Source organism: Massilia eburnea (assembly GCF_009720745.1).
Classification (GTDB): Bacteria; Pseudomonadota; Gammaproteobacteria; order Burkholderiales; family Burkholderiaceae_D; genus Rugamonas; species Rugamonas eburnea.
This window is the reverse complement of record NZ_WNKX01000028.1, coordinates 1-24730: the sequence shown is the minus strand read 5'-3', so window position 1 is coordinate 24730 and position 24730 is coordinate 1. Positions and strand designations below refer to the sequence as shown.

The following is a 24730-nucleotide window of genomic DNA, read 5'->3' as shown; positions in this document are numbered from 1 at the left end:
TTCCTTTCTTCAGCTACAGCAAGCAGTGTAGTCAAGAAGCATATCTTCAATAAACAGTTTCGGCGACAGCGGGTGGTCCGAAGTTGCGCGGCGCTCGTTGGCGCCCTTGATCGCTCCCATCAGCCGGCTGATGTTCACCTTATCCGCCAGTCCAGCCAGCTCACGCTGGTAACGAGGATAATAACGGATGTTTCCTGCAAGTTTGTACGAAAACAGGTCATAAAGCCAGCGCTGTTGCCAACTAACCAAGGCGGTCAACGGTACTTTCTGCAATTTGTCGGCAGTTTTCAAGGCCCCTTCCACGCTTGGGCGTGCCAGGTACTGCAGGAAGGCGTCCAATTCTTCACGATTGCCTGTTTCGGAGGCAGCGGCAGCGGCCAGCGGCGAGCCGCCCTGCTCGCGCAGCCAGCTGTCGGCGTCGGGCACGCCCTGCTGCTTGAGCCAGGCCAGCGCTTCAGCGTGGGCCGGCATCGGCATGGCGAATTTGCGGCAGCGCGACAGGATGGTTGGCAGCACACGGTCCAGGCCATTGGACGAGAGCAGGAAGACGGTGCCCGGCGGCGGCTCTTCCAGCGTCTTCAGCAAGGCGTTGGAGGCCGGCATGTTCAGCGCTTCGGCCGGGTACAGCACCACCACCCGCAAGCCCTGGCGGTGGGTCGAAATGTTCATGAAGTCGGACAAGGCGCGGATCTGCTCGATCTTGATTTCTTTGGAAGGCGCCTTCTTGGCCGCTTTCCTGTCTTCGCCCTCCTCGCCTTCGCCCGGTTCGTCTTCCATCGCCTCCGGGCGCACCCGGCGGTAGTCGGGGTGGCTCCCTTGCAGGAACCAGCCGCAGCTCGGGCATTCGCCGCAGGCATGGCCGTCCGGCCGGGCGTTTTCGCACAGCAGCGCCTGGGCGAACTGTTCGATGAAATCGGCCTTGCCGATGCCGGCGGCGCCGTGGAACAGGATGGCGTGCGGCATGCGCTGGCGCAGCTGCTGCAGCTGCTGCCAGGCGCCTTCCTGCCATGGATAGCTTTGTCCGCTCACGCGAGCGCTCCAATGATGTGTGCCAGCTCGGCCTGGATGTCGGCGATGCTGCGCGTGGAATCGATGACGCGGAAGCGGTGCGGCGCTTCGGCCGCGCGGCGCAGGTATTCGGCACGGGTGGCCATGAAGAAGTCGGCTTGTTCGCGCTCGAAACGGTCCAGGTCCCGCGTGGCGTCCAGGCGCGCGCGCGCCACTTCCAGCGGCAGGTCGAACAGGATGGTCAGGTCCGGTTCCAGGTTCGGGTGCACCCAGTGCGCCAGCACTTCCAGCTTTTCACGGCTCAGGCCGCGGCCGCCGCCCTGGTAGGCGAAGCTGGCGTCGGTGAAGCGGTCGGAGATGACCCAGGCGCCGCGCGCCAGGCCCGGCTCGATCACCTGGGCCAGATGTTCGCGGCGGCTGGCAAAGACCAGCAGGGTTTCGGTTTCCACATGCATGGCTTCATGCAGCCACAGTTCGCGCAGCTTTTCCCCCAGGGGCGTGCCGCCGGGTTCGCGGGAACTGACCAGCTCCAGGCCGCGTGCCTTGACCAGTTCGCCGACGAACTGGATATGGGTCGATTTGCCGGCACCGTCGATGCCTTCGAATGTGATGAATTTACCGCGCTTGCTCATTGTCTTATTGTTTTTGGTACTGGTTGACCGCCCGGTTATGGTCGGTCAGGTTATCGGAAAACTGGCTGGTGCCATTGCCGCGCGCGACGAAATACAGGGCGCCGGACTTGGCCGGGTCCAGCGCGGCCGTCAGCGAGGCGACGCCGGGCAAGGCAATCGGGGTCGGCGGCAGGCCCACCCGCGTATAGGTATTGTAGGGGGTATCGGTTTCCAGGTCTTTTTTCCGGATATTGCCGTCGAATTTGGGCCCGATGCCGTAAATGACGGTCGGATCGGTCTGCAGCAGCATGCCGAGCTTGAGGCGATTGACGAAGACGGCGGCAATCATGGCGCGTTCGGATTTCTGCCCCGTTTCCTTTTCCACAATGGAAGCCATGGTCAGGGCTTCATACGGCGTCCTGTATGGCAAGCCGGGGGCGCGCTTTTCCCAGGCGTCGCCCAGGCGCTTCATGAGCATGCTGTGGGCCTGGCGGAAGATCGCCAGCTCGCTGGAATTCTTGGCAAACAGGTAGGTGTCCGGGAAGAACAGGCCTTCCGGCTCCTTGAAGTCCGGGTCGATGCGCTCCATCAGTTCGCGGTCGCTCAGCTCGGCCGTGTCGTGCTTGAGGCCGGTGTGCGCGGCTACGGCCTGGCGCATCTGGCGGAAAGTCCAGCCTTCGATGATGGTCAGCGATTCCTGCGCGAATTCGCCGCGCACCAGCTGGTCGATCAGGCGCAGCGGAGTCGTGCCAGGTTTGAGTTCGTACGTGCCAGCTTTGAGCTGGCCGCTCTTGCCCGTGGCCCGCGCCAGCAGGTTGAACATGAGCGGCTGGATCGGCACGCCGGCGGCAGCGATCTGCTGGCCCGCGGCGCTGGCGCCGCTGCCTTTGCTGATGGTGAATTCAATGGCCGGCTCCTGGCCTATCACAGGCTGGCCGGCCCACCAGGCGAACCCGCCCACGGCCCCTGCCGCAGCCAGCAAACCCAATCCTATCGTCTTGCTTATAAACGCCATTTCGAATGCCTGTTCGATACTCCCATCTTGAACCAGATTCAGCCCGGGCAACAGCAAATTCCGGACACCCGGCGCAAATTTCGCGGGATCACTATAATGAAGCCCGTAATGATAATGCCTCACCGTCAGGATATGTGAAATTATGAATAACTGGAATCAAGTTTTGACACAGGAACAAGAAAGCCTGGGCGCCACCCAGCTCGCGACCGGCTTCGTGGCCGCCGTGACCGACCAGGGCCTGATCGCCTTCACCGGCGAGGAATCGGCCAGTTTCCTGCACAGCCAGTTGACCAATGATGTCGAGCACCTGGGCCCGGGCGACGTGCGCCTGGCCGGCTATTGCTCGCCCAAGGGGCGCTTGCTGGCCTCCTTCCTGATGTGGCGCACGGACGAATCGATCTTCCTGCAGCTGCCGCGCGCGATCCAGCCGGCGGTGCAGAAGCGCCTGCAGATGTTTATCCTGCGCGCGAAGACCAAGCCGGCTGACGTTTCCGAGCAGTTCGTCACGCTGGGGATCGGCGGCGGCGACGCCGAGGCGATGCTGCAGAACTGGTTCGATGCGCTGCCGGCCAAACCGTTCAGCAAGCTCGATCATCCGCTGGGTACGCTGCTGCGCGTGGCCGATGCATTCGGCGCCGCGCGCTACCTGTGGCTGACCTCGCCGGAAACGGCATCGGTCGCGGCCCCGGTGCTCAAAGAACGGCTGGCCGTTGGCGGCAACGAAGGCTGGCGCCTGTCCGAGATCCATGCCGGCATCCCGCAAGTCGGCCCGGGCACCCAGGAACAGTTCGTGCCGCAGATGGTGAATTTCGAGCTGCTGGGCGGCGTCAATTTCAAGAAAGGCTGCTACCCTGGCCAGGAAATCGTGGCGCGCAGCCAGTACCTGGGCAAGCTGAAGCGCCGTACCGCGCTGGCTTCGATCGCCGATGCGGCGGCGGCGCCTGGCGCCGAAGTGTTTTCTCCGGCCGACCCGGAGCAGCCTTGCGGCATGGTGGTCAACACTGCGCGCAATGGCACGGGCGGCGTCGATGCGCTGGTGGAGATGAAGCTGGAAGCGCTGGAAGCGGGCGACGTACGCTTTGGTTCGGCCAGCGGCCCGGCCCTGCAGTTCAAGCCCCTGCCCTACGTGCTGGATAAGCTCGACGTCTGACCATGGACTTCTACGTGTATTACAAGGTGCAGGCCGCGCACGCGGCTGGCCTGCAGGCGGCGGTTATCGCCATGCAGTCCGCTTTGTCGGCGGCGCATGGCGTGGCGCCACAGCTGAAGCGCCGTCCGCAAGCCGCCGCGGGCGTGCAGACCTGGATGGAAGTGTATCCGGCGGCCGGGGGCGAGGACTTCCTGGCCTCTCTTGAGGCCGCCGCGGCACGCGCCGGGCTGGCGCAATGGATCGATGGCGCACGCCATGTCGAGATGTTTGAGGATTTGCCGCCATGTGCCTGATTGTCTTTGCCTGGCAGGTCGTGCCCGGCGTGCCGCTGATTGCCGCCGCCAACCGCGATGAATTCTACGACCGCGACACCACGCCTGCCGCGCCATGGGCAGACGCACCGCACATCTACGCGGGACGCGACCTGAAGGCCGGCGGCAGCTGGATGGGCATCACGCGCCCGGCCGAAGCCGGCGCGGCTGCGCCTGGCGCCTTGCCGGACTTGCGGGCCGAATGCGGTGCGGGCGATGCGCCTGCCGGCGCGGCCGCTTCGGCCTGCGCCCCTTCGCGCTTTGCGGCGATTACCAATGTACGCAATCCGCAGGAACACAATCCGCTGGCGCCTTCACGCGGCCAGCTGGTGGCCGATTTCCTGGCTGGCGCCATGTCGGCGCAGGAATACGTGGCGCAGATCGCGCCGCGCGCGGCGCAATACAACGGCTTCAACCTGGTCCTGTGCGACGGCAGGGAGCTGGTCTGGTATTCGAACAAGGGCAACGACGACCCGCGCAACGGCCAGCCGCTCGCGGCGGGCATTTATGGCCTTTCCAATGCGCTGCTCGATTCGGCCTGGCCCAAGGTGCTCAAGACCAAGGCGCAATTTGCCAGCCTGCTGTGCCTTGGCGCCCCGGAAGACGCCTATTTCGAGATGCTGTCCGACACCGCACGGGCGCCGGACATGCGCTTGCCGGAAACAGGCGTGCCGCTGGAACTGGAACGCCTGCTGTCGGCAGTGAAGATCGAGTCACCTAACTACGGAACCCGCAGTTCCACCGTGGTCAAGCTGTACGCCGACGCGCCGGCGGAACTGCACGAAGTACAGATTCGCTAAGGGGATTCAGGGCAGCTGCTCGCGGGTGCAGGCCGGCTTGTCCTTGCCCTGGCGGGAGCAGGAAATCAGGGTGCGGGTGCCGGTGTCGATGGCATAGAAATGGGTCGCGCCGTTGGCGCTGGCCGGCGCTGCCGCGGCAGCGGGCCAGGTCATGCTGCTGCCGCCTACCTGCGCCTGCGCCGTCTGGAACGGGCTGATGGAACCGGCCAGGAAGCCTGCGCCGAACACGGCGCATACGCCGAGGGCGATGATCGAACGTTTCATTTTCAACTCCTAAAATTCGAAATGCATTTCGATGTGGGGGATGCCTGCTTCGTAGAAGACGTCGCCGGCCATGGCAAAACCGTGGGCCAGGTAGAACTCCGCCGCGTGGGTCTGCGCGCTGAGGACGACTTGGTGGTCGCCGCGCTCGCGCGCCTTGTCCATCAGCCCCTGCAGGATGGCGCCGCCGATACCCTGGCCGCGTGCGTTGCTCAACACGGCCATGCGGCCGATATGGCCGTCCGGCAGCAGGCGGCCGGTGCCCAGCGGCTGGCCGGCGGCACCGTAGGCCACCGCGTGCAGGCAGGCGGCGTCCTTATCGTCCATTTCCAGCTCGGCTGGCACATTCTGTTCCCGCACGAAGACTTCCATGCGGATCGGTTTTGCGTCGGCCTGCATTGCGGACCAATCGCCAAAGCGGAGTGTCGTCGTCATGCCGCGCATTCTCTCACAACATGGAGCGCAGGGTCTCGCGCACTTGCGGCGCGGCCGCGTAGGGGTCGGCGGGATTGGCCTGCGCCACCATGTCGCGCGCGCGCTGCGCCACGCCGTCCAGGGCCTGCGGGTGGGTGAAAATGTAGAACTTGTCCTGCGCAATCGCATCGAAGGTGAGCTGGGCGACGTCCTGCGCCGATACCTTGCCCGAAGCGACAGCCTTGCTCACCATCGCCTGCGCCGCCATCTGGCTGGCGGTCGGCTTGCCTTCCATCGGCGTGTCCTGCGGCCGGTTGCGGTGCGACTGGTGGATGCCGGTCGGGACGAAATACGGGCACAGCACCGAAGCGCCGATCGGCGCCGCAACCAGCGCCAGGTCGTGGTAAAGGCTTTCGCTCAAGGCCACCACGGCGTGCTTGGAGACGTTGTAGACGCCCATCACCGGCGGGCACAGCACGCCCGCCATGGAAGCGGTATTGACGATGTGGCCTTCGTAATCCGGATCGCGCCTGGAGCATTCGAGCATCAGCGGGGTAAAGATGCGCACGCCGTGAACCACGCCGTTCACGTTTACGCCCATCACCCAGTCCCAGTCAGCCTCGCTGGCCTCCCACAGCAGGCCGCCAAAGCCGACCCCCGCGTTGTTGAAGACCAGGTGCACGGCGCCGAATTCGCGCATGGCGGCATCGGCCAGGGCCTGCACTTCGGCCGCCTTGCACACGTCGCAGCGCTGCCCGATCACTTGCGCGCCGGCGGCCCGCAAACCGTGCACCGTCGCATCGAGGGCGTCCTGCTGGACGTCCGCCAGCACCAGCTTCATGCCCAGCGCGTGGGCTTTCAGCGCGAATTCGCGGCCAAAACCGCTGGCGCCGCCGGTGATGACTGCAACCCTGCCCTGGAATTTTTTCATATCGTCTCTCAGATGAGTTTCACAAGTTGTTTGCCGAAATTCCGGCCTTGCAGCAGGCCGATCAGGGCGTCCGGCGCCGAGGCCAGGCCCTGCGAAATGCTTTCGCGGTATTTCAATTTGCCGGCGGCGACCAGGCGGCCCATGTCGGACAAGCCCTGCGGCCACATGTCCATATGCTCGGTGACGATGAAGCCGCGCAGCATGATGCGGCTCAGCAGAAGCTTCTTGGCGTTGCGGATCGGGATCTCGGCGCCGGTGTAGCCGGCCAGCAGGCCGCACAAGGCAACCCGGGCGAAAGCGTTGGTACGCCCCAGCGCCGTGTCGAATACTTCGCCGCCCACGTTTTCAAAAATGGCGTCGATCCCGTCCGGCGTGGCGGCGGCCAGGTCGGCCTTCAGGTTGCCGGCCTTGTAGTCGACGCAGGCGTCAAAGCCCAGCTCCTGCACCACATAGTCGCATTTGGCACGGCCGCCGGCGATGCCGACCGCGCGGCAGCCAGCCAGTTTGGCCAGCTGGCCGACCGCGCTGCCGACCGCGCCGCTGGCCGCGGAGACCACGACAGTTTCGCCCAGCGCCGGGCGCAGGATTTCGTGCATGCCGTACCAGGCCGTCATGCCCGGCATGCCGACCACCCCAAGATGGGCCGAAGCCGGGATGGCGCCGGTGTCGACCTTGCGCAGGCCGGCGCCGCCGGAGACGCCCATTTCGGCCCAGCCGAACATGCCGGCCACGAACTCGCCCACGGCGAAGCCCGGATGGCGCGATTCAACCACTTCCCCGACGGTGCCGCCGATCATGGTCTCATCCAGCGGCTGCGGGACGGCGTAGCTTTTCGCTTCGCTCATGCGGCCGCGCATATACGGGTCCAGCGAGAGGTAGTGATTGCGCACCAGCAGCTGGCCCTCGGCCAGTGCCGGCACTTCCGCTTCCTCGAGCCGGAAATTCTCCGGCACGACTGCGCCGCGCGGGCGCGAGGCCAGCACGATGCGTTGATACTTGGTCATGCAAACTCCTTAAACTGCCGATACCCCGCCGTCGACGGCAAGGACCTGGCCGGTGATGTGCCGGCCGGCGTCGGAAGCGAACAGCGCCACCGCGCCCTTCAGGTCCTCCTCGCCGCCCAGGCGCTGCAGCGGCGCTGCCGCCGCCAGCTTGTCTTCGCCCATGGCCTTGATCACGCCCGCACTCAGTTTCGACGGGAAGAAGCCCGGCGCCAGCGCGTTGACGTTGATGCCGTACTCGCCCCACTCGCCGGCCAGCGTGCGGGTAAAGTTGATCAAGGCCGCCTTGGACGTATTGTAAGCGACGGTCTTCATGGTGCCGGGGCCATTGCCTGCCAGGCCGGCGATCGATGCGATATTGATAATGCGGCCGGAGCGGCGCGGGATCATGGAACGCTTGCCCACCGCCTGCGACAAGAGGAAGATGCTGCGCACGTTCAGGTTCATCACCTTGTCCCAGGCTTCCAGCGGATAGTCTTCGGCCGGCGCACCCCAGGTGGCGCCGGCGTTGTTGACCAGGATGTCGATCTGGCCGCCCAGCGCCTCAAGCGCGGCCTCGACCAGCGGGCCGATGGCGGCCTCCTTGCCCAGGTCGGCCGCGATGGCGACGGCTTCGATGCCCTGCGCCTTGAGCAGCGCGACCGCTTCGTCGAGGTCCGACTGCTTGCGCGATGTGAGCACCAGTTTCGCGCCCAGCTCGCCCAGTGCGAGCGCCATTTGCAGGCCGAGGCCGCGCGAGCCGCCGGTCACCAGCGCGGTTTTGCCTGAAAGGTTGAACAGTTCCTGGGTGGTGCGCATCAAAATCTCCTTGTTAGAACCATGCGTCTTGCATGTCGAGTGTTGTGGTGTCGAGTGCGGCCAGCAAATCCAGCTGCGGCTGGACCTTGGGCAGCTCCCATTGGTAGAAATAGCGGCAGGCCTGCAGTTTGCCGCGGCGGAAATCGTCGTCTTCAGGCAGCCCTGCGACGGCCGCCATGGCTTGCTGCAGCCAGATCCAGGCGACGACGACGTGCCCGACCGCTTCCAGGTAGACGGTGGCGTTGGCCAGGGTCTGGTTCAAGTCGGGCGCGCCATACAGGGCCTGTGTGACCTGCTCGATCCGGCGCCAGGCGGCATCGAGCGCGTCGGCGTGCGCGGCCAGCTGGCGCACGCCGCGCGCGGTGTTCACCGTGGCGCGCACTTCTTCGCCCATGGTCTTGAGCAGCGCCCCATCGTGGATGGTGGCCTTGCGTCCCAGCAGGTCCAGGCCGTGGATGCCGTGCGTGCCCTCGTGGATCTGGTTCAGACGGTTGTCGCGGTAGAACTGTTCGACGTTGTATTCGCGGGTGTAGCCGTAGCCGCCGTGCACCTGGATGGCCAGGCTGTTCGCCTCCAGGCACCATTGCGAAGGCCAGGATTTGGTAATGGGCGTCAGGAATTCCAGCAGGCGGCCAGCGCGCTGGCGCTGCTCCGGCGTGTCGCCGGAGTGCTCGTCGTCGACCAGGTGCGCGCTGTACAGGCACAAGCCAAGCGCCCCTTCCACGTAAGCCTTTTGCGCCAGCAGCATGCGCCGCACGTCGGTGTGGGCAATGATGGGCAGCTGCGGCGAAGACGGGTCCTTGGCGGCGGGATGACGGCCTTGCGGGCGCTCGCGCGCGTAGTCCAGCGCGTGCAGGTAGCCGGTGTAGCCCAGCACGGCCGCGGCGAGGCCAACGCCGATGCGCGCCTCGTTCATCATGTGGAACATGTTGAGCAAGCCCTGGCCTTCGCGGCCCACCAGGTAGCCGATGGCGCCGGCCCGTCCGCCGGGGCGGTGGCGGCCTTCGCCGAAATTGAGCAGGCAGTTGGTGGTGCCGCGGTTGCCCATCTTGTGGTTCAGGCCCGCCAGCGCGATGTCATTGCGCTCGCCGCCGTCGAGGAATTTGGGGACGATGAACAGCGAGATGCCCTTGACCCCGGGCACCAGCTTGCCATCGGCGCCGGGGATTTTCGCCAGCACCAGGTGCACGATATTCTCCGCCAGTTCGTGCTCGCCGGCGGAAATCCACATCTTGTTGCCGCTCAGGCGATACTGGCCGGGTGCGCCGGCATCCGGCTCGGCGCGGGTGCTGATGTCGGACAGGCTGGAGCCGGCCTGCGGCTCGCTCAGGCACATGGTGCCGAACCAGCGCCCCTCCAGCATGGGCCGCACGTAATGTTCGACCTGGGCGCTGCTGGCGCATTTGAGCAAGGTATTCGCGTTGCCGATGGTGAGGAAGGCATAGCTGGCGGTGGCCATGTTCGCGGCGGTGAAATAGGCGGTGAGCGCCTTTTCCACCGTCAGCGGCAGCTGCATGCCGCCCAGCGCGTAATCCTGGCTGGCCGCCATCAGGCCTGCCGCCGAAAAGGCATCGAGCGCGCGCTTGACCTCCGGGATCACGCTCACGCGCTCGCCGTCGAACTGCGGCTCCTGCCGGTCGCTCAGCTTGTTGTGCGGGGCGAACAAGTCGGTGGCGATCTGCTCGGCGGTGTCGAGGGCGGCCGTGAAGGTCTCGCGGCTATGGTCGGCAAAGCGCGGGCGCGCGGCCAGGCTTTCGACATCGAGCCAGTCGTACAGCATGAACTCGAGGTCGCGCCTGTTCAGCAGGCGGGGCGCCATCACACTACCTCGAACAGGCCTGCCGCGCCCTGGCCGCCACCGATGCACATGGTGACCACCACATATTTCACGCCACGCCGCTTGCCCTCGATCAGCGCGTGGCCAACCATGCGGGCGCCGGACACGCCGTAAGGATGGCCGACGGCGATGGCGCCGCCATTGACGTTCAAGCGCTCCAGCGGGATGCCCAGCTGGTCGGCGCAATACAGCACCTGGACGGCGAAGGCTTCGTTCAATTCCCACAGGCCGATGTCTTCCACTTTCAGGCCGGCCTTCTTGAGCAGCTTGGGCACGGCGAACACCGGGCCGATGCCCATTTCGTCGGGCTCGCAGCCGGCCACGGCGAAGGCGCGGAAGATGCCCAGCGGCTGCAAGCCTTTGGCGGCGGCCACGCGGTCGCTCATGACGATGGCGCAGGAGGCGCCGTCGGAAAACTGGCTGGCGTTGCCGGCCGTGATCACCCCGCCCGGCACCGCAGTGCGGATGGCGCGCACCGCTTCGATGGTGGTGTCGGCGCGGATGCCCTCGTCGGCGGCGATGGTGACCTGGCGCGTGCCCAGGGTGCCGCTGGCCTTGTCGGCCACGCCCATGGTGACGGTTATCGGCACGATCTCGGCGTCGAAGCGGCCGGCGGCCTGCGCAGCGGCGGCGCGCTGCTGCGACTGCACGCCGTATTCATCCTGGCGCTCTTTCGGGATGCAGTAGCGCTTGGCCACGATTTCCGCGGTCTGCAGCATGGGCAGGTAGATGGCCGGCTTGTGCTCCTTGAGCCAGACGTCCATATACATGTGCATATTCATTTCCTGCTGCACGCAGGAGATCGATTCCACGCCGCCAGCGGCGAAAATGTCGCCTTCGCCGGCCAGCACGCGCTGGGCGGCGGTGGCGATGGTCTGCAAGCCGGAGGAACAGAAGCGGTTGACGGTCATGCCCGGCACGCTGACCGGGGCGCCGGCGCGCAGGGCGATCTGGCGCGCGATATTGCCGCCGGTGGCGCCTTCCGGATTGGCGCAGCCCATGATCACGTCTTCGATCTCGCCAGCCTCGATGCCGGCGCGGGCGATGGCCGCCTGCAGCACGTGGCCGCCCAGCGTGGCGCCGTGGGTCATGTTGAAGGCGCCTTTCCAGGACTTGGCAAGGCCGGTGCGGGCGGTCGAAACGATGACGGCGTCGGTCATGAAGCTCTCCTCGTGAAATAGTCTCGGGCCAGCATAGCACAGCTTTAGCACGGTCGTGCTATAAATTGTTTGGTGTGTAAGTTTTGTGTAAGTTTCAAGCAAGCATGACGTAAGGAACAGGGTCCAGACTCCATCCTGCCGTTGAAGCATTTGAAATACACACTACTACTATATTGGAGATAAGCATCATGGCAATCAGTTCCGGCACCGCCGACGGGCGGAGCGTAGGGGGTAAAGCAGCCCCGATGACCAAGGAAGAGAAGAAGGTCATCTTCGCCTCTTCCCTCGGTACCGTGTTCGAATGGTACGACTTTTACCTGTACGGTTCCCTGGCGTCCATCATCGCCAAGCAGTTCTTCAAAGGCGATCCGACCACGTCCTTCATTTTCGCCCTGCTGGCCTTTGCCGCCGGCTTCATCGTGCGCCCCTTCGGCGCCATCGTGTTCGGCCGCCTGGGCGACATGATCGGGCGTAAGTACACCTTCCTGGTGACGATCCTGATCATGGGCCTGTCCACCTTCATCGTCGGCCTGCTGCCCAACTACGACAGCATCGGCGCAGCGGCGCCGATCATCCTGGTCACGCTGCGCCTGCTGCAAGGCCTGGCGCTGGGCGGCGAGTACGGCGGCGCGGCAACCTATGTGGCCGAGCATGCGCCGCATGGCAAGCGCGGCATGTTCACGGCCTGGATCCAGACCACCGCCACGCTGGGCTTCTTCCTGTCGCTGCTGGTGATCCTGGCCTGCCGCACCGCGATGCCGCTGGAAGAATTCGAAGCCTGGGGCTGGCGCATTCCGTTCCTGGTCTCGGTGGCGCTGCTGGGCATCTCCGTGTGGATCCGACTGTCCATGAATGAGTCCCCTGCATTCGCCAAGATGAAGGCCGAAGGCAAGACTTCCAAGGCGCCCCTGAGCGAGGCATTCGGCCAGTGGAAGAACCTGAAGATCGTGATCCTGGCGCTGGTCGGCCTGACCATGGGCCAGGCGGTGGTGTGGTACACCGGCCAGTTCTACGCGCTGTTCTTCATGATCCAGACGCTGAAGATGGATATCGCCACGGCGAACATCCTGATCGCCATTGCCCTGGCGCTGGCGACCCCGTTCTTCATCTTCTTCGGCAGCCTGTCGGACAAGATCGGCCGCAAATGGATCATCCTGGGCGGCTGCCTGATCGCCGCAGCGACCTACTTCCCGCTCTTCGGCGCCCTCACCCACTACGGCAATCCGGCGCTGGAAGCGGCGATCAAGAATTCGCCGGTGGTGGTGGTGGCTGACCCTGCCTCCTGCCACTTCCAGTTCAACGCGACCGGCGAGAAGAAATTCCCATCGTCCTGCGATATCGCCACGTCCATGCTGTCCAAGGCTTCGGTGGCCTATACCCGCCAGGATGCGCCAGCCGGCAGCGTTGCCGTGATCAAGGTGGGCGACAAGGAAGTGCAGTCGTTCAATGCCAGCATGACCGCCGATGGCCTGAACTTCGATGCCGATTCGAAGAAGAAGGAAGGCGAGCTGAAAAAGGCAGTGGGCGACACCGTCAAGGCCGCCGGCTATCCGGCCAAGGCTGACCCGGCCCAGATCAACAAGCCGATGATGGTGCTGATCCTGTGGATCCTGGTGCTGTACGTGACCATGGTCTACGGCCCGATCGCCGCCATGCTGGTCGAGCTGTTCCCGACCCGTATCCGCTACACGTCGATGTCGCTGCCATACCATATCGGCAACGGCTGGTTCGGCGGCCTGCTGCCGACCACCGCCTTCGCGCTGGTGGCCTTCAAGGGCGACATCTACTACGGCCTGTGGTACCCGATCGTGATCGCCCTGGCGACCCTGGTGATCGGCGCGCTGTTCGTGGGTGAGACCAAGGACAATAACATCTACGCGCACGACTAAAACTTACTGCGCTCAAGCCGGTAAAGCCGCCTACGGGCGGCTTTATTTTATCCAGTGCTGCCAAACAGACATTACCGCGAGTCCCAGCAAAACGAATAGCCGAGAAACCAGCCCATTGCACGTTCCAGCCTGCACCCCAGACCATCTTAGATGGGGACACAGGCCGGCGTGTTGAGCTGTATCGGCTACGCCGGCGGTTTAGCCGATGATGCGCAGGGAGAAGTCGGTGGCCTTGATGTCTTTGGTCAGGGCGCCGATGGAGATGCGGTGCACGCCGGTTTCGGCAATCGCGCGCACGGTGTCGAAGTTGACGCCGCCGGAGGCTTCCAGCAGCGCACGGCCGCCGTTGATCTGCACTGCCTGGCGCATCATATCGAGGTTGAAGTTGTCGAGCAGGATCGAGAGCGCGCCCGCACTCAACGCTTCTTCCAGCTGCGCCAGGGTTTCCACTTCGACCTGGATGCTGACCTTGGCATCGAGGCGCTTGGCCGCCGCCAGCGCGGCGGTGATGCCGCCGGCCGCCGCGATGTGGTTTTCCTTGATCAGAATGCCGTCGTACAGCGCCAGGCGCTGGTTCTGGCCGCCGCCCACGCGTACCGCGTACTTCTGCGCCAGGCGCATGCCCGGAATGCTCTTGCGGGTGTCGAGGATGGCCGCAGTGGTGCCGGCGATCACGTCGACATAGCGGCGGGTGGCGCTCGCCACCCCGGACATCAGCTGCATGAAGTTCAGCGCCGAGCGCTCGGCAGTGAGGATGGCGCGCGCCGGGCCGACGATGGTGCACACGGGCGAGTCGGCGGCCATCAGGTCGCCTTCCGCGTAGTGCCATTCGATGCCGATGGACGGATCGAGCGCTTCCATCACCCCTTCGAACCAGGGCGCGCCGCACAGCACGGCTTCTTCGCGCACGATCACGCGCGCGGTGGCGCGGCCGTCTTCCGGCACCAGCTTGCCGGTCAGGTCGCCGGTACCGATGTCTTCCATCAGGGCCGCCAGCAGGTTGCGCTCGTACGCGCCCGCCAGCGCATCGTCAAACGGTGCGAATCTATTTTTGAGGGTGCTCATGCGGGACCAATACCTTGGAACAGTTGCGCTTCTTTCGCCAGGTCTGCACCTGGAGCGACTTTGGCCTTCTTGGCGGCCGCGAAATCGAGCATGCGGTTGATCGAACGCTGCGCCAGCTTGCCCACTTCAGGATCGACGTGGATTTCGTTGTTCATGTTTTCCAGCACGTCGGCCAGGTTGCGCAGGCCATTCATCGCCATCCACGGGCAGTGCGCGCAGCTCTTGCAGGTGGCGCTGTTGCCGGCGGTCGGCGCTTCGAAGAAGGTCTTGCCCGGCGCGGCCATGCGCATCTTGTGCAGGATGCCGTTGTCGGTGGCGACGATGAATTCGGTGTTCGGCAGGCTGACTGCGGCGGCGATCAGCTGCGAGGTGGAGCCCACCACGTCGGCCTGCTCGACCACGCTGGCCGGCGATTCAGGGTGCACCAGGACTTTTGCGTTCGGGTGTTCGGCTTTCAGCAGGTCCAGTTCGACGCCCTTGAATTCGTCGTGCACCAGGCAGGAGCCCTGCCACAGCAGCATGTCGGCGCCGGTCTGCTTCTGGATGTAGCCGCCCAGGTGCTTGTCCGGCGCCCACAGGATCTTCTTGCCCTGCTCGTGCAGGTGCTTGACGATGTCCAGGCCGATCGAGGAGGTCACCATCCAGTCGGCGCGCGCTTTCACGGCGGCGCTGGTGTTGGCGTACACCACCACGGTGCGGTCCGGGTGCTGGTCGCAGAAGGCGATGAAGTCTTCCGGCGGGCAGCCCAGGTCCAGCGAGCAGGTGGCGTCCAGGTCCGGCATCAGGACGGTCTTTTCAGGGCTCAGGATCTTCGACGTCTCGCCCATGAATTTCACGCCTGCCACGACCAGGGTCTTGGCCGGGTGGTCGCGCCCGAAGCGCGCCATTTCCAGCGAGTCGGACACGCAGCCGCCGGTTTCTTCGGCCAGGTCCTGCAGGTCGGCGTCCACGTAGTAGTGGGCCACCAGCACGGCGTTGCGCTGGCGCAGCAGGGTCTTGATGCGTTCCTTCAGCAGGATCTTTTCATTGGCCGGCACAGGTGCCGGGGTGCGCGCCCACGCATGGGCCACGCAGCTGCCGCCTTCGACTGGCTTCTCGAATTCGACAGTCTTGATCGGAGTTTCAATCATTACTCGATGCCTTGGCTCTTCAGGTATTCTTCATAGCCGCCGCGGAAGTCCACGACTTCGTTTTCCTTGATCTCGATGATGCGGGTGGCCAGCGAGGAAACGAACTCGCGGTCGTGCGACACGAAGATCAGGGTGCCGGCGTACTTTTCCAGGGCGATGTTGAGCGACTCGATCGATTCCATGTCCATGTGGTTGGTCGGCTCGTCCAGCAGCAGGACATTGTGACGGCCCAGCATCAGCTTGCCATACATCATACGGCCTTTTTCACCACCCGACAGGACCTTCACAGATTTCTTGACTTCATCGCCGCCGAACAGCAGGCGGCCCAGCGAGGAGCGCACGGCCTGGTCGTCGTCGCCTTCCTTGGTCCACTGGCCCATCCAGTCGGTCAGGTTGATGTCGACCGCGAATTCTTCGGTCGGGTCTTGCGGCATGTAGCCGACATTGGCGTTTTCCGCCCATTTCACCAGGCCGGTGTCGCTGTCCAGGCCAGTGATGTCCTTGCCGCCGATGCAGCGCAGCATGGTGGTCTTGCCGGCGCCGTTGGCGCCGATGATGGCGATGCGCTCGCCGGCTTCGACCATCAGGTCCACGTTCTTGAACAGGGTACGGTCGTAAGTTTTCGAGATGCCCTGGGTTTCCACGGCCAGGCGGTGCAGCTTCTTCTCGCCGTCAAAGCGCACGAACGGATAGGCACGCGACGATGGCTTGATGTCCTCGATCTTGATCTTGTCGATCATCTTGGCGCGCGAAGTCGCCTGGCGGGCCTTGGACTTGTTGGCCGAGAAGCGGCGTACGAAGTCCTGCAGTTCGGCGACCTTCTCTTTGGCCTTGGCGTTGTTGGCCAGCTGCTGGTTGCGGGCCTGGGTCGAGGCCAGCATGTATTCGTCGTAGTTGCCCGGATAGATCTTCAGCGTGCCGTAGTCCATGTCGGCCACGTGGGTGCAGACCTGGTTCAGGAAGTGGCGATCGTGGGAAATGATGATCATCGTGGAATCACGCTGGTTCAGCGTGTCTTCCAGCCAGCGGATGGTGTTGATGTCCAGGTTGTTGGTCGGTTCGTCCAGCAGCAGGATGTGCGGGTTGGAGAACAGCGCCTGCGCCAGCAGCACGCGCAGCTTCCAGCCCGGCGCCACGGCGCTCATCGGGCCCTGGTGCAGGCTGATGTCGATGCCGGCGCCCATCAGCAGTTCGCCGGCGCGCGCTTCGGCGGTATAGCCGTCGTATTCGGCGACCTTGCCTTCCAGTTCGGCCGCTTCCATGTAGTCGTCGTCGGTCGCTTCCGGGTTGGCGTAGATGGCGTCGCGCTTGGTCATCGCTTCCCACATTTCGGTGTGGCCCATCATGACCACGTCCAGCACGCGCATCTCTTCGTAGGCGAACTGGTCCTGGCGCAGCTTGCCGAGGCGCTCGTTGGCGTCCAGGCTCACGTTGCCGGCGGACGGTTCGAGGTCGCCGCCAAGGATTTTCATGAAGGTCGACTTGCCGCAGCCGTTCGCGCCGATCAGGCCGTAGCGGTTACCGTCGCCAAACTTGACGGAAATGTTCTCGAACAGCGGCTTGGCGCCGAACTGCATGGTGATGTTAGCGGTAGAAAGCATGCTGGAATAATAGTGGGAAAAAGCGAATCGGGCATTATACCCCGCCGACCGAGCGGCCGCCTAGGATCGGCCATGGGACGCGCGGCTAAAATATTGCAAAGATCACCACTGCGAACGCCGCGGGAGCGGTCGATGACCCTTTTCGATTTGGGCCGAAAGTCTGATTCGGTCTCTTTGCTACTTTTTTGGTCTCCCAGCGTCTCTTTTGGTCTCCCGATCTGTCGTTTTCATGCGCAAAGTCATCGCCTGTTTCCATTCGACCTCATTTGGATAGCGCAACCATATAGTCCGCCAAGCGTTTCGGGGACAATGGGCGACCTCATCAACGAACTGTCCTGGCGATACGCACCGCCCCTCAAAACGAAGCTCACTCCCTTCCACATGAGCCAGATAACTCTTACGCTTGTAGACTGTCCGCAAAGTCGTTCCATTTGGAAGAAAAAGGCACTTCCACTGATAGCCGTCGAGCGTCGAGGCTGATTGATGAGCTTGTCGATCGAGGAAGCGCTCCATCCATTCTTTGACAATGGAGTCCACAAGCTCATACATTTCTTGCTTGATGCCCTGCTCGCACATGAAATTCCCTAGGCCCTGATAGGTTTCAAATGACGCCGGCAAGCTGAACAGAAACGGTTTCATAGCGTTCGTCCTTTCAAATTTGAGCGCCAACTTGGACCTAAACCAGACCAAAAAAGTTCAAGGGAGACCAAAAAAGTTCGCTTCAGACCGTGGGAGACTTTTGGGGGAAATCGACATATATCCCCTACTGCCGCATCCAGTCCCGCAACTCGTAGTACCAGTAAGTGAGCTGTGCGGCCAGGAGGCCGGCCGGGCCACCGGTGGTGGGCAATCCCCAGGCGGCGAACTGGTCGACTTTGCTCAATTCGCCCATCAGGGCTGCGGAGAGGACGTCGCCAGCCAGCGAGGTGGGGCCGACTCCGTGTCCGCCAAAACCCATGCCGTACCAGACGCCATTTGGCAGCTTGCCGAGTTGCGGCATTTTATGGCGGCCATAGCTCATCAAGCCACTCCAGGCGTAATCGACCTTGGCCCCAGACAGCTGAGGGTAGACTTTCAGCATGTCTTCGTACAGCAAGCGCGCCACGTCTTGCGGGCCGCGGGAACGAATCGAGATACGACCGCCCCACAGCAGGCGGCTGTCCTGCAATGGGCGGTAGTAATCGAACGCGAAGCGGGTGTCGTAGATGGCGGCTTCGGTCGCCAGTGCCAGGGACATGCGATCGCCCAGCGGCTCCGTCACCATGACATAGGTGGCGATTGGCAAAATAGCACCGGCAAGCGCGGGATAAAGGCGCTCGATGTAGCCGCCGCAGCAGACAACCACCTCGTCGCAAACCACCTCCCCGCCCGCCGTTGCGACGCGCCAGCGTGCGCCGCCACCTGCGCCATCGGCGATACGGACCAAAGCTTCGATCGCGGTCGCGCGGCTTGTTTCGTGAACGCGCAAGCCGCCCGCTTGCAGCGCGCCTGCCAGGCCCTGCGCGTACTTCAGCGGATGAAAGTGGAAGGCGTTTTCTTCATACAGCGCGCCGAAATAGCGCTCGCTGCGCGCACGGTCCGCAAAATCGGCGGGCGGGATACGCAGCCATTCAACGCCGAGATGTTCGCGCATGAAGGTTTGGCGCTCATCGAGCGCGCGCGGATCGTCGAACCAGTTGGCGAGATAGATGCCGCTATGCGTCGCGTCGCAATCGATCGAGTATTGAGAGATGCGGCGGCGAATCTGCTCAACGGCGCCCAGCGTCAGCTGGTAAAGCCGCCTCCCCTGCTCCACCCCGACCGTCGCAAGCAAGGCCTGTTCATCGAGCGAATAGCCGCCGAACACAAAGCCGCCGTTGCGGCCGGAAGCGCCGTGGCCGATCCGTTCAGCCTCCAGCAGCACCACATCCCGTTCGCCGTGCTCCATGAGCGACATGGCCGTGGCAAGGCCTGCGAAACCGGCACCGATAATGCAGACACGAGCCTTATGACGGCCCGCCAGCGCGGCGTATTGCGCGCCGGGAGCGGTGGCGCGGTAGTAGCTCCCCGCGCCGTTCATCACAAGGTGGGATAGCCACTGACAGTGAGTTCGAATCCTTCGGCATCCGAAACCAGGTGCGCCTGCGCACCGAAAGGCAAGGTGCAACGCTCCTTGACGTGGCCGAACGGCAGTCCAGTCAGCACCGGAACGCCAACTGTCTCGCGGATGAAGGCCAGCATGGCGTCGAAATCAAAGCCATTGTCATTAGGAGACAAGCGGTAGCCGGAGAAGTCCCCCAGAACGATGGCTCTCTGCCGCCCCAGCACACCAGCGAAATGCAGCTGCAGCAGCATGCGCTCAATACGATAGGGATGCTCGGCGATATCCTCCAGGAACAGGATGCCGCCCTCAATCCGCGGCCAGTACGGCGTGCCGATCAAATGGTTGACCATCGCCAGGTTGCCGCCCCACAGCGTGCCCGCCACGTCGAGCGCCGGATTGCCGGCCGCCGTACCACGCACCGAATGGGTCGGCCCGCGCAGGCAGTCCCAGAACTGCTGCAGCGTGTACTCCACCGGCTCTTCGCGGATGAAGTCATCGCACATCATGGGCCCGGCAAAGCTGATGCGGCCGGTGGCCTGGAACAGCCCCATATGAAAAGCGGTGATATCGCTATAGCCCGAAAACAGCTTGCCGCTGTCGGCCATCGCCCGGAAATCGATGCGCGGCAGGATGCGGCTGATGCCGTACTGCCCGCGCAGCATCACCACGAGCTGGCAAGCCGGGTCCGCGGCAGCGGCGTTGAGCTGCGCCAGGCGGCCGTCGTCGCTCGCGGCGAAACGCTGGAACTTGCGCTCCGCATCGTAGTAGTTGTGGACGATGTGGCCCTGCGCTTCAAGGCGGGCAATGCCGCGTGCCAGCGCGGCGTCATCGAGGGCGTAGCCGCCGGGAGCGGCGATGGCAATTCCGATATTTTTCACCCGGCCATATTACTCCGCAGGTGTTGTTCGAGCAAGGTTAGCAGCCTGCCAACAACGGCCGGCGGCATGTCATGCCCCATGCCTTCGATCACTTCCAGCCGTGCGCCCGGGATCTGGCGCGCCGTGTCGATGCCGCAAGCGCAGGGCACCAGCGGATCGGCATCGCCGTGGATCACCAGCGACGGGCAGCGGATATCGTGCAGCAGTGCGCTGCGGTCACCGGACGCCGCAATCGCCAGCAGCTGGCGCGCCACGCCGTCGCCATTGACGTTGCGGGCGACGGCTTCGCCCACCATCTGGCGCAGCAGCTGTTCCGGCATCGGGAAGGCCGGGCTGCCGATCGTGCGGAAGGTGTCGACCATCTGCTCCACCACGCGCGCCCGGTGGTGGGCGCTGGGCGTGCGGCGCAGCAGGATGCGGCGCGCAGCCGGCGTAGGGCCCGGCAAGCCCGGACGGCCGCTGCTCGACATGATGGAGGTCAGGCTCAGGGTGCGCGCCGGATAGCGCGCCGCCAGGATCTGCGACACCATGCCGCCCATCGATACGCCAACGATATGCGCGGCCGCCACGCCCAATGCATCGAGCAGGCCGACCGCGTCGCCGGCCATATCGTTCAGGGTATAGGCCGCGCGCTGGCGCCAGCCGAACAGGTGGCGCAGGTAGGCCAGCCAGAGATTCGGCGCCCCGAGGTGGTCGAGCTGGGAAGACAGGCCGGCATCGCGGTTGTCGTAGCGGATGACGCGGTAGCCGCGCTGCACCAGCCCATCGACGAATTCATATGGCCAGGAAATGAGTTGCAGTGCCAGGCCCATGTTCAGCAGCACGGCCGGCCCGGCCGGGTCGCCGCTGCACTCGTAACTAATGGTAATACCGTTTATATCAACGCTGGCCATGGCCCAGCATAGCACCGCCACGGCCGGGCGTGGCGCGCCCTTAGGCCACGTTGTTTTTGCGCAAAGCCCGGCGTTCGGCGAAGAAATCCTTCAGCACCTGGCCGCAGTCGCCGGCCAGCAGGCCGCCTTCCACTTCGGCATGGTGGTTCAGCTGTTCGCTCCCGAAGATATTCACCACCGAGCCGCAGGCCCCGGTCTTGGGGTCGCTCGCGCCGTAAATAATGCGCGCCAGGCGGGCGTGCATCATGGCGCCGGAACACATCACGCAAGGCTCGAGCGTGACATACAGCTCGCAGCCGGGCAGGCGGTAATTGCCCAGCGCTTCGGCGGCGGCGCGCATGGCGACGATTTCGGCGTGGGCGGTCGGGTCGTGGCGGCCGATCGGCTGGTTGTAGCCGCGGCCGATCACCACCCCGTCCTTGACGACGACGGCGCCCACCGGCACCTCGCCTTCGGCCCAGGCGCGGCGCGCTTCAAGCAGCGCTTCGCGCATATACGCTTCACTCGACAATTTCAGCCCAGCAGTTCGGGGTTTCGTGCAGCACCAGCTTGTGCAGGTGCAGGCCGGTGCCGTAGCGGTCCTGGAAGGCGGCTTGCAGGATGTCCCAGGCCACGGCGGCCAGGTTTTCCACCGTCGGGATGCGGTCGATCACCACCGTCTTGTGGTTCGGCAGCGAGGCCAGGAAGTCCTTCACCGACGCGTCCTTTTCATACACCAGGAAGGCGTGGTCCCAGACGTCGACCAGGTGCTCCTTGGCGATGGTCTTGACGTCGGAAAAATCCATGATCATGCCGTTGTCGGAATTGCCTTCGGCGTCGATCACCTTGCCGGTCAGGGTGATTTCCAGGGTGTAGCGGTGGCCGTGCAGGTTGCGGCACTGGCTCTTGTGGTCAGGAATACGATGGCCGGCATCGAATTCCAGCTTGCGCGTGATAGTCAGCATTTACGGAATATTCAACAGTTTATGGGTTTGCAGGCTCAGTTTCCATTTCGGATTGCGCTTGCAGGTTTCGATCGCCAGCGCGGTATTGAAGGCCGCCAGCGGGCCGTCCATCGGCTGCACGAAGAAGTTCTCGAAATCCAGGCCTTCGTAGGCGGCCAGGTCCTGCTCCTTCTGCGGGATCACGACCTTGATTTCATTGCCTTTGCGCACCACCAGCTGCGAACCCATCTTCGGGCTGACGCAGACCCAGTCCACGCCCGGCGGCACCGCGATGGTGCCATTGGTTTCAATCGCAATGGTAAAGCCCAGCGCATGCATGGCCTCGATCAGCGGCGCATCGAGCTGCAGCAGCGGTTCGCCGCCGGTAAACACCACGTACTTGTGCCCCGCCCCGGCCGGCCACAGGCTGTCGATTTCCTGCGCCAGCGCGGCCGGCGCGGCGAACTTGCCGCCGCGCTCGCCGTCCGTGCCGACGAAATCGGTATCGCAGAACTGGCAGACGGCGCTGGCGCGGTCTTGTTCGCGGCCAGTCCACAGGTTGCAGCCGGCAAAGCGGCAGAACACGGCGGGACGCCCGGCATGGGCGCCTTCGCCCTGCAGGGTGTAGAAAATTTCCTTGATGCTATAAGTCACGGGGTGAATCCACTGATCGGCAACCCTACATTATAGCGCGTTTCACGAAACGAAACGGCTTTGCGCTTCGTCAACATTTAGCGCTGGCAGCGGCGGCACAATCAGGTTCCGGACGCAGTGAACAGGACGCCGCCAAATGAATAGTCTCCTCAAGATCTCCCCTCTGATGGACGCATCCACGGCCGCGCAGCCGCAAGGCTTCGCCCTGAAGCTCATGGAGCTGCTGGTAATTCCCACCTTCGTGCTCGACGCCGCCGGCCGCGTCATCATCTGGAACCGCGCCTGCGAGCGCCTGACCGGCGTGCCGGCCGCCGAGCTGCTCGGCACCAGCGGCCACTGGTGCGCCTTTTACGCCATGCAGCGCCCTACCCTGGCCGACCTGGTGATTGCCGGGCGCACCGGCGAAATCCTCGACCTGTATGACGGCCAGGCGCGCGACCCGGGCGGCACGCGCGACAAGCTGTGCGCGGAAAACTGGTGCGAGATGCCGCGCACCACCGGCCGCCGCTACCTGGCGGCCGACGCCAGCCCGATCTACGACAGCGACGGCCTGCTGGTGGCGGTGGTGGAGACGCTGCGCGACCTGACCGAAGAAAAGCAGGCCCAGATCGCGCTCGAGCAACTGGCCACGCGCGACGGCCTGACCGGCTTGGCCAACCGGCGCTGCTTCGACCATACGCTGCTGGCCGAATGGCAGCGCGCCCTGCGCCAGGCGCAGCCCTTGTCGCTGCTGATGGTCGACGTCGATAATTTCAAGCAGTACAACGACGCTTACGGCCATGTAGGCGGGGACGACTGCCTGAAGCGCATCGCCACCGCGCTGGCCAGCGAAATGCGCGCCAACGACCTGGTGGCGCGCTACGGCGGCGAGGAATTCGCCGTGATCCTGCCCAACCAGTCGCTGAAGGGCGCCGCCATCGTGGCCGAACGCATCCGCTGCCGGGTCGAAGCGCTGCGCCAGCCCAATCGCGGCGCGCCGGCCCGTTTCGTCACCGTCAGCATCGGCGCCGCCACCGCCATCGCCTCGCACGAACAGCAGCCGGCGCAGCTGGTGGCCACCGCCGACGCGGCGCTCTACCGCGCCAAGCATATGGGGCGTAACCGTATCAGCCTGCCAGGCACTTAGCCTGCGCCGGGCCGCCGATGCAGGCGCGGTTGCGGCCGGAGCGCTTGGCTTCGTACAGCGCCTTGTCGGCCGCCTCCAGCAGGCTGGCCGGGCCGTCCTCGATGTCCGGCGCCACCGAGCACAGGCCGGCGCTGATGGTCACGTGGCGCGCCACCGGCGACGCGGCGTGCGGCAGCGCGAGCGCGGCCACGTGGCGGCAGATCCAGTCGCCGTAGCGCAGCACTTCCTCCTCGCAGCTATTGGGCAGCAGCACCACGAATTCCTCGCCGCCGTAGCGCGCCACCAGTTCGCCCGGGCGGCGCGTGCACTGCGTCAGCGCCTGCGCCACGGCGCGCAGGCATTCGTCGCCCATCTGGTGGCCGTAATGGTCGTTGTACAGCTTGAAGTGGTCGACATCGACCAGCGCCACGCCCAGCGCCGCGCCCTGGCGCCGGTGGCGCGCGATCTCCAGCGCCATCTGTTCATCGAAGTAGCGGCGGTTGTGCAGGCCGGTCAGTCCGTCCTTGTGCGCCAGGTTGTCCAGGCTGGCCAGCGCCGCCTGCAGCCGCAGGTGGGTGCGCACGCGCGCCTGCACCACCGGCCCGCTCAGCGGCTTGGTGATGAAGTCCACGGCGCCGGCATCGAGGCAGGCGATCTCGCTTTCCACGCCGCCGCTGGCGGTGACGAAGATGACCGGGCAGTGGCGCAGGTCGGGGTCGGCCATGATGCGCTCGCACACGGCAAAGCCGTCCATGCTCTTCATCTGCACGTCCAGAAGGATCAGGTTGGGACGCTGGGCGCGGGCGATTTCCAGCCCGGCCATGCCATTGGTGGCGAACAGCACGCGCGCCTGTTGGCGCAGCATGACGCTGAGCAGGCGGATGGTGTCGGGGTTGTCATCGATGATCAGGATGGTGCTTTCCATGCTTCCTCACTCAGGACGTCGAGCGCGGTACCGAAGTCCAGCGCTTCTATGGCGGTTTCAAGCTGGGCCGCGGCGGCGGCGCCGCGCGCGCTGGCCAATTGCGGGCGCAACTGGCGGAACTGCGCCAGGGCGTCGAGGTCTTGCCGTCTCAGCATGTCGGTCAGCGTCTGCATGGCGCCGCGCAAATCCTGCTGCGCCATGGCGGCCGGCGGCGCCTGCTCCAGTTCCAGCCAGCGCGCGGCCGCCGCCAGCGTGGCGCTGAGCGCCGCCTGCGCCTGCGCGAAATG

27 protein-coding genes are annotated in these 24730 nt (G+C 64.6%); 5 read left to right on the top strand and 22 right to left on the bottom strand.

The annotated features are described in order from the left end of the window. Nucleotides 1-9: 9 nt before the first annotated feature. The 3 genes from GM658_RS24825 to mltG are packed head-to-tail and all read right to left on the bottom strand — an operon-like array spanning nt 10 to nt 2634. Nucleotides 10-1029: a DNA polymerase III subunit delta' gene (locus GM658_RS24825; protein ID WP_170298961.1), complete on the bottom strand. Its 1020-nt coding sequence runs from the start codon at nt 1027-1029 to the stop codon at nt 10-12. Continuing rightward, nucleotides 1026-1640: a dTMP kinase gene (tmk, locus tag GM658_RS24820; RefSeq protein ID WP_155456754.1), complete on the bottom strand. Its 615-nt coding sequence runs from the start codon at nt 1638-1640 to the stop codon at nt 1026-1028. Before tmk ends, GM658_RS24825 begins: the two co-directional genes overlap by 4 nt. 4 nt (nt 1641-1644) lie before the next feature. Continuing rightward, a complete protein-coding gene (gene mltG, locus GM658_RS24815) occupies nt 1645-2634 on the bottom strand; it encodes an endolytic transglycosylase MltG (RefSeq protein WP_155456753.1) in 990 nt (329 codons plus the stop codon). 142 nt (nt 2635-2776) lie between these two features. Between mltG and ygfZ the strand changes: the two genes are divergently transcribed. The 3 genes from ygfZ to GM658_RS24800 are packed head-to-tail and all read left to right on the top strand — an operon-like array spanning nt 2777 to nt 4895. Then, on the top strand, nt 2777-3784 hold the full coding sequence (gene ygfZ / locus GM658_RS24810) for a CAF17-like 4Fe-4S cluster assembly/insertion protein YgfZ (RefSeq protein WP_155456752.1): 1008 nt from the start codon (nt 2777-2779) through the stop codon (nt 3782-3784). A gap of 2 nt (nt 3785-3786) precedes the next feature. Then, the gene (locus GM658_RS24805; protein ID WP_155456751.1) at nt 3787-4077 is read left to right on the top strand and encodes a DUF4936 family protein; all 291 of its coding nucleotides are present in this window, start codon (nt 3787-3789) and stop codon (nt 4075-4077) included. Beyond that, nucleotides 4068-4895: an NRDE family protein gene (locus GM658_RS24800; protein ID WP_155456750.1), complete on the top strand. Its 828-nt coding sequence runs from the start codon at nt 4068-4070 to the stop codon at nt 4893-4895. Before GM658_RS24805 ends, GM658_RS24800 begins: the two co-directional genes overlap by 10 nt. A gap of 6 nt (nt 4896-4901) precedes the next feature. On the opposite strand, the gene GM658_RS24795 is transcribed toward GM658_RS24800, so the two are convergent. Genes GM658_RS24795 through GM658_RS24765 form a run of 7 tightly spaced genes read right to left on the bottom strand, consistent with a single transcriptional unit; the run spans nt 4902 to nt 11297 of the window. Beyond that, nucleotides 4902-5159, bottom strand: coding sequence for a hypothetical protein (locus GM658_RS24795; RefSeq protein WP_155456749.1), 258 nt, complete (start codon nt 5157-5159; stop codon nt 4902-4904). Between the two features lie 9 nt (nt 5160-5168). Beyond that, nucleotides 5169-5591 carry a GNAT family N-acetyltransferase gene (locus GM658_RS24790; protein WP_155456748.1) on the bottom strand — a complete coding sequence of 141 codons (423 nt, stop codon included), beginning with the start codon at nt 5589-5591 and terminating at the stop codon, nt 5169-5171. Nucleotides 5592-5604: 13 nt separating this feature from the next. Then, a complete protein-coding gene (locus tag GM658_RS24785) occupies nt 5605-6501 on the bottom strand; it encodes an SDR family oxidoreductase (RefSeq protein ID WP_155456747.1) in 897 nt (298 codons plus the stop codon). Between the two features lie 8 nt (nt 6502-6509). Continuing rightward, nucleotides 6510-7505, bottom strand: coding sequence for an NADP-dependent oxidoreductase (locus tag GM658_RS24780; RefSeq protein ID WP_155456746.1), 996 nt, complete (start codon nt 7503-7505; stop codon nt 6510-6512). 9 nt (nt 7506-7514) lie between these two features. Beyond that, nucleotides 7515-8300, bottom strand: coding sequence for an SDR family oxidoreductase (locus GM658_RS24775; RefSeq protein ID WP_155456745.1), 786 nt, complete (start codon nt 8298-8300; stop codon nt 7515-7517). A gap of 13 nt (nt 8301-8313) precedes the next feature. Continuing rightward, nucleotides 8314-10119: an acyl-CoA dehydrogenase gene (locus tag GM658_RS24770; protein ID WP_155456744.1), complete on the bottom strand. Its 1806-nt coding sequence runs from the start codon at nt 10117-10119 to the stop codon at nt 8314-8316. Beyond that, nucleotides 10119-11297, bottom strand: a complete 1179-nt coding sequence (locus GM658_RS24765) for an acetyl-CoA C-acyltransferase (protein WP_155456743.1) — start codon at nt 11295-11297, stop codon at nt 10119-10121. Before GM658_RS24765 ends, GM658_RS24770 begins: the two co-directional genes overlap by 1 nt. A 188-nt stretch (nt 11298-11485) precedes the next feature. On the opposite strand from GM658_RS24765, the gene GM658_RS24760 reads away from it, so the two are divergent. Beyond that, nucleotides 11486-13186: an MFS transporter gene (locus tag GM658_RS24760; protein ID WP_155456742.1), complete on the top strand. Its 1701-nt coding sequence runs from the start codon at nt 11486-11488 to the stop codon at nt 13184-13186. A gap of 198 nt (nt 13187-13384) precedes the next feature. Here the strand turns inward: GM658_RS24760 and nadC are convergent, their stop codons facing one another. The 10 genes from nadC to queE form a co-directional block, all read right to left on the bottom strand. Continuing rightward, the gene (gene nadC / locus GM658_RS24755) at nt 13385-14251 is read right to left on the bottom strand and encodes a carboxylating nicotinate-nucleotide diphosphorylase (protein WP_155456741.1); all 867 of its coding nucleotides are present in this window, start codon (nt 14249-14251) and stop codon (nt 13385-13387) included. After that, complete coding sequence (nadA, locus tag GM658_RS24750; protein WP_155456740.1) at nt 14248-15381, bottom strand: quinolinate synthase NadA; 1134 nt, start codon at nt 15379-15381, stop codon at nt 14248-14250. The genes nadC and nadA overlap by 4 nt, the downstream gene beginning before the upstream one ends. Then, nucleotides 15381-16982, bottom strand: a complete 1602-nt coding sequence (locus GM658_RS24745; protein ID WP_155456739.1) for an ABC-F family ATPase — start codon at nt 16980-16982, stop codon at nt 15381-15383. The genes nadA and GM658_RS24745 overlap by 1 nt, the downstream gene beginning before the upstream one ends. Nucleotides 16983-17159: 177 nt before the next feature. Next, the gene (locus GM658_RS24740; RefSeq protein ID WP_155456738.1) at nt 17160-17621 is read right to left on the bottom strand and encodes a hypothetical protein; all 462 of its coding nucleotides are present in this window, start codon (nt 17619-17621) and stop codon (nt 17160-17162) included. 124 nt (nt 17622-17745) lie between these two features. Next, nucleotides 17746-19041: an NAD(P)/FAD-dependent oxidoreductase gene (locus tag GM658_RS24735; RefSeq protein WP_155456737.1), complete on the bottom strand. Its 1296-nt coding sequence runs from the start codon at nt 19039-19041 to the stop codon at nt 17746-17748. After that, complete coding sequence (ldcA, locus tag GM658_RS24730) at nt 19041-19943, bottom strand: muramoyltetrapeptide carboxypeptidase (RefSeq protein ID WP_170298960.1); 903 nt, start codon at nt 19941-19943, stop codon at nt 19041-19043. Before ldcA ends, GM658_RS24735 begins: the two co-directional genes overlap by 1 nt. Continuing rightward, the gene (locus tag GM658_RS24725) at nt 19940-20836 is read right to left on the bottom strand and encodes an alpha/beta fold hydrolase (protein WP_155456736.1); all 897 of its coding nucleotides are present in this window, start codon (nt 20834-20836) and stop codon (nt 19940-19942) included. The genes ldcA and GM658_RS24725 overlap by 4 nt, the downstream gene beginning before the upstream one ends. A 40-nt stretch (nt 20837-20876) precedes the next feature. Further along, nucleotides 20877-21329, bottom strand: a complete 453-nt coding sequence (gene tadA / locus GM658_RS24720; RefSeq protein WP_229417057.1) for a tRNA adenosine(34) deaminase TadA — start codon at nt 21327-21329, stop codon at nt 20877-20879. 7 nt (nt 21330-21336) lie between these two features. Beyond that, the gene (gene queD / locus GM658_RS24715; RefSeq protein ID WP_155456734.1) at nt 21337-21780 is read right to left on the bottom strand and encodes a 6-carboxytetrahydropterin synthase QueD; all 444 of its coding nucleotides are present in this window, start codon (nt 21778-21780) and stop codon (nt 21337-21339) included. After that, nucleotides 21781-22413 (bottom strand): 7-carboxy-7-deazaguanine synthase, encoded by a 633-nt coding sequence (gene queE / locus GM658_RS24710; protein ID WP_170298959.1) that lies wholly within the window; start codon nt 22411-22413, stop codon nt 21781-21783. Nucleotides 22414-22549: 136 nt separating this feature from the next. On the opposite strand from queE, the gene GM658_RS24705 reads away from it, so the two are divergent. Beyond that, a complete protein-coding gene (locus tag GM658_RS24705) occupies nt 22550-23539 on the top strand; it encodes a sensor domain-containing diguanylate cyclase (RefSeq protein WP_155456733.1) in 990 nt (329 codons plus the stop codon). On the opposite strand, the gene GM658_RS24700 is transcribed toward GM658_RS24705, so the two are convergent. Continuing rightward, nucleotides 23520-24443, bottom strand: a complete 924-nt coding sequence (locus tag GM658_RS24700) for a diguanylate cyclase domain-containing protein (RefSeq protein WP_155456732.1) — start codon at nt 24441-24443, stop codon at nt 23520-23522. The genes GM658_RS24705 and GM658_RS24700 overlap by 20 nt on opposite strands. After that, a partial coding sequence (locus GM658_RS28935) for a hypothetical protein (protein ID WP_170298958.1) occupies nt 24425-24730 on the bottom strand: 306 nt, incomplete at its 5' end. The genes GM658_RS28935 and GM658_RS24700, both read right to left, overlap by 19 nt.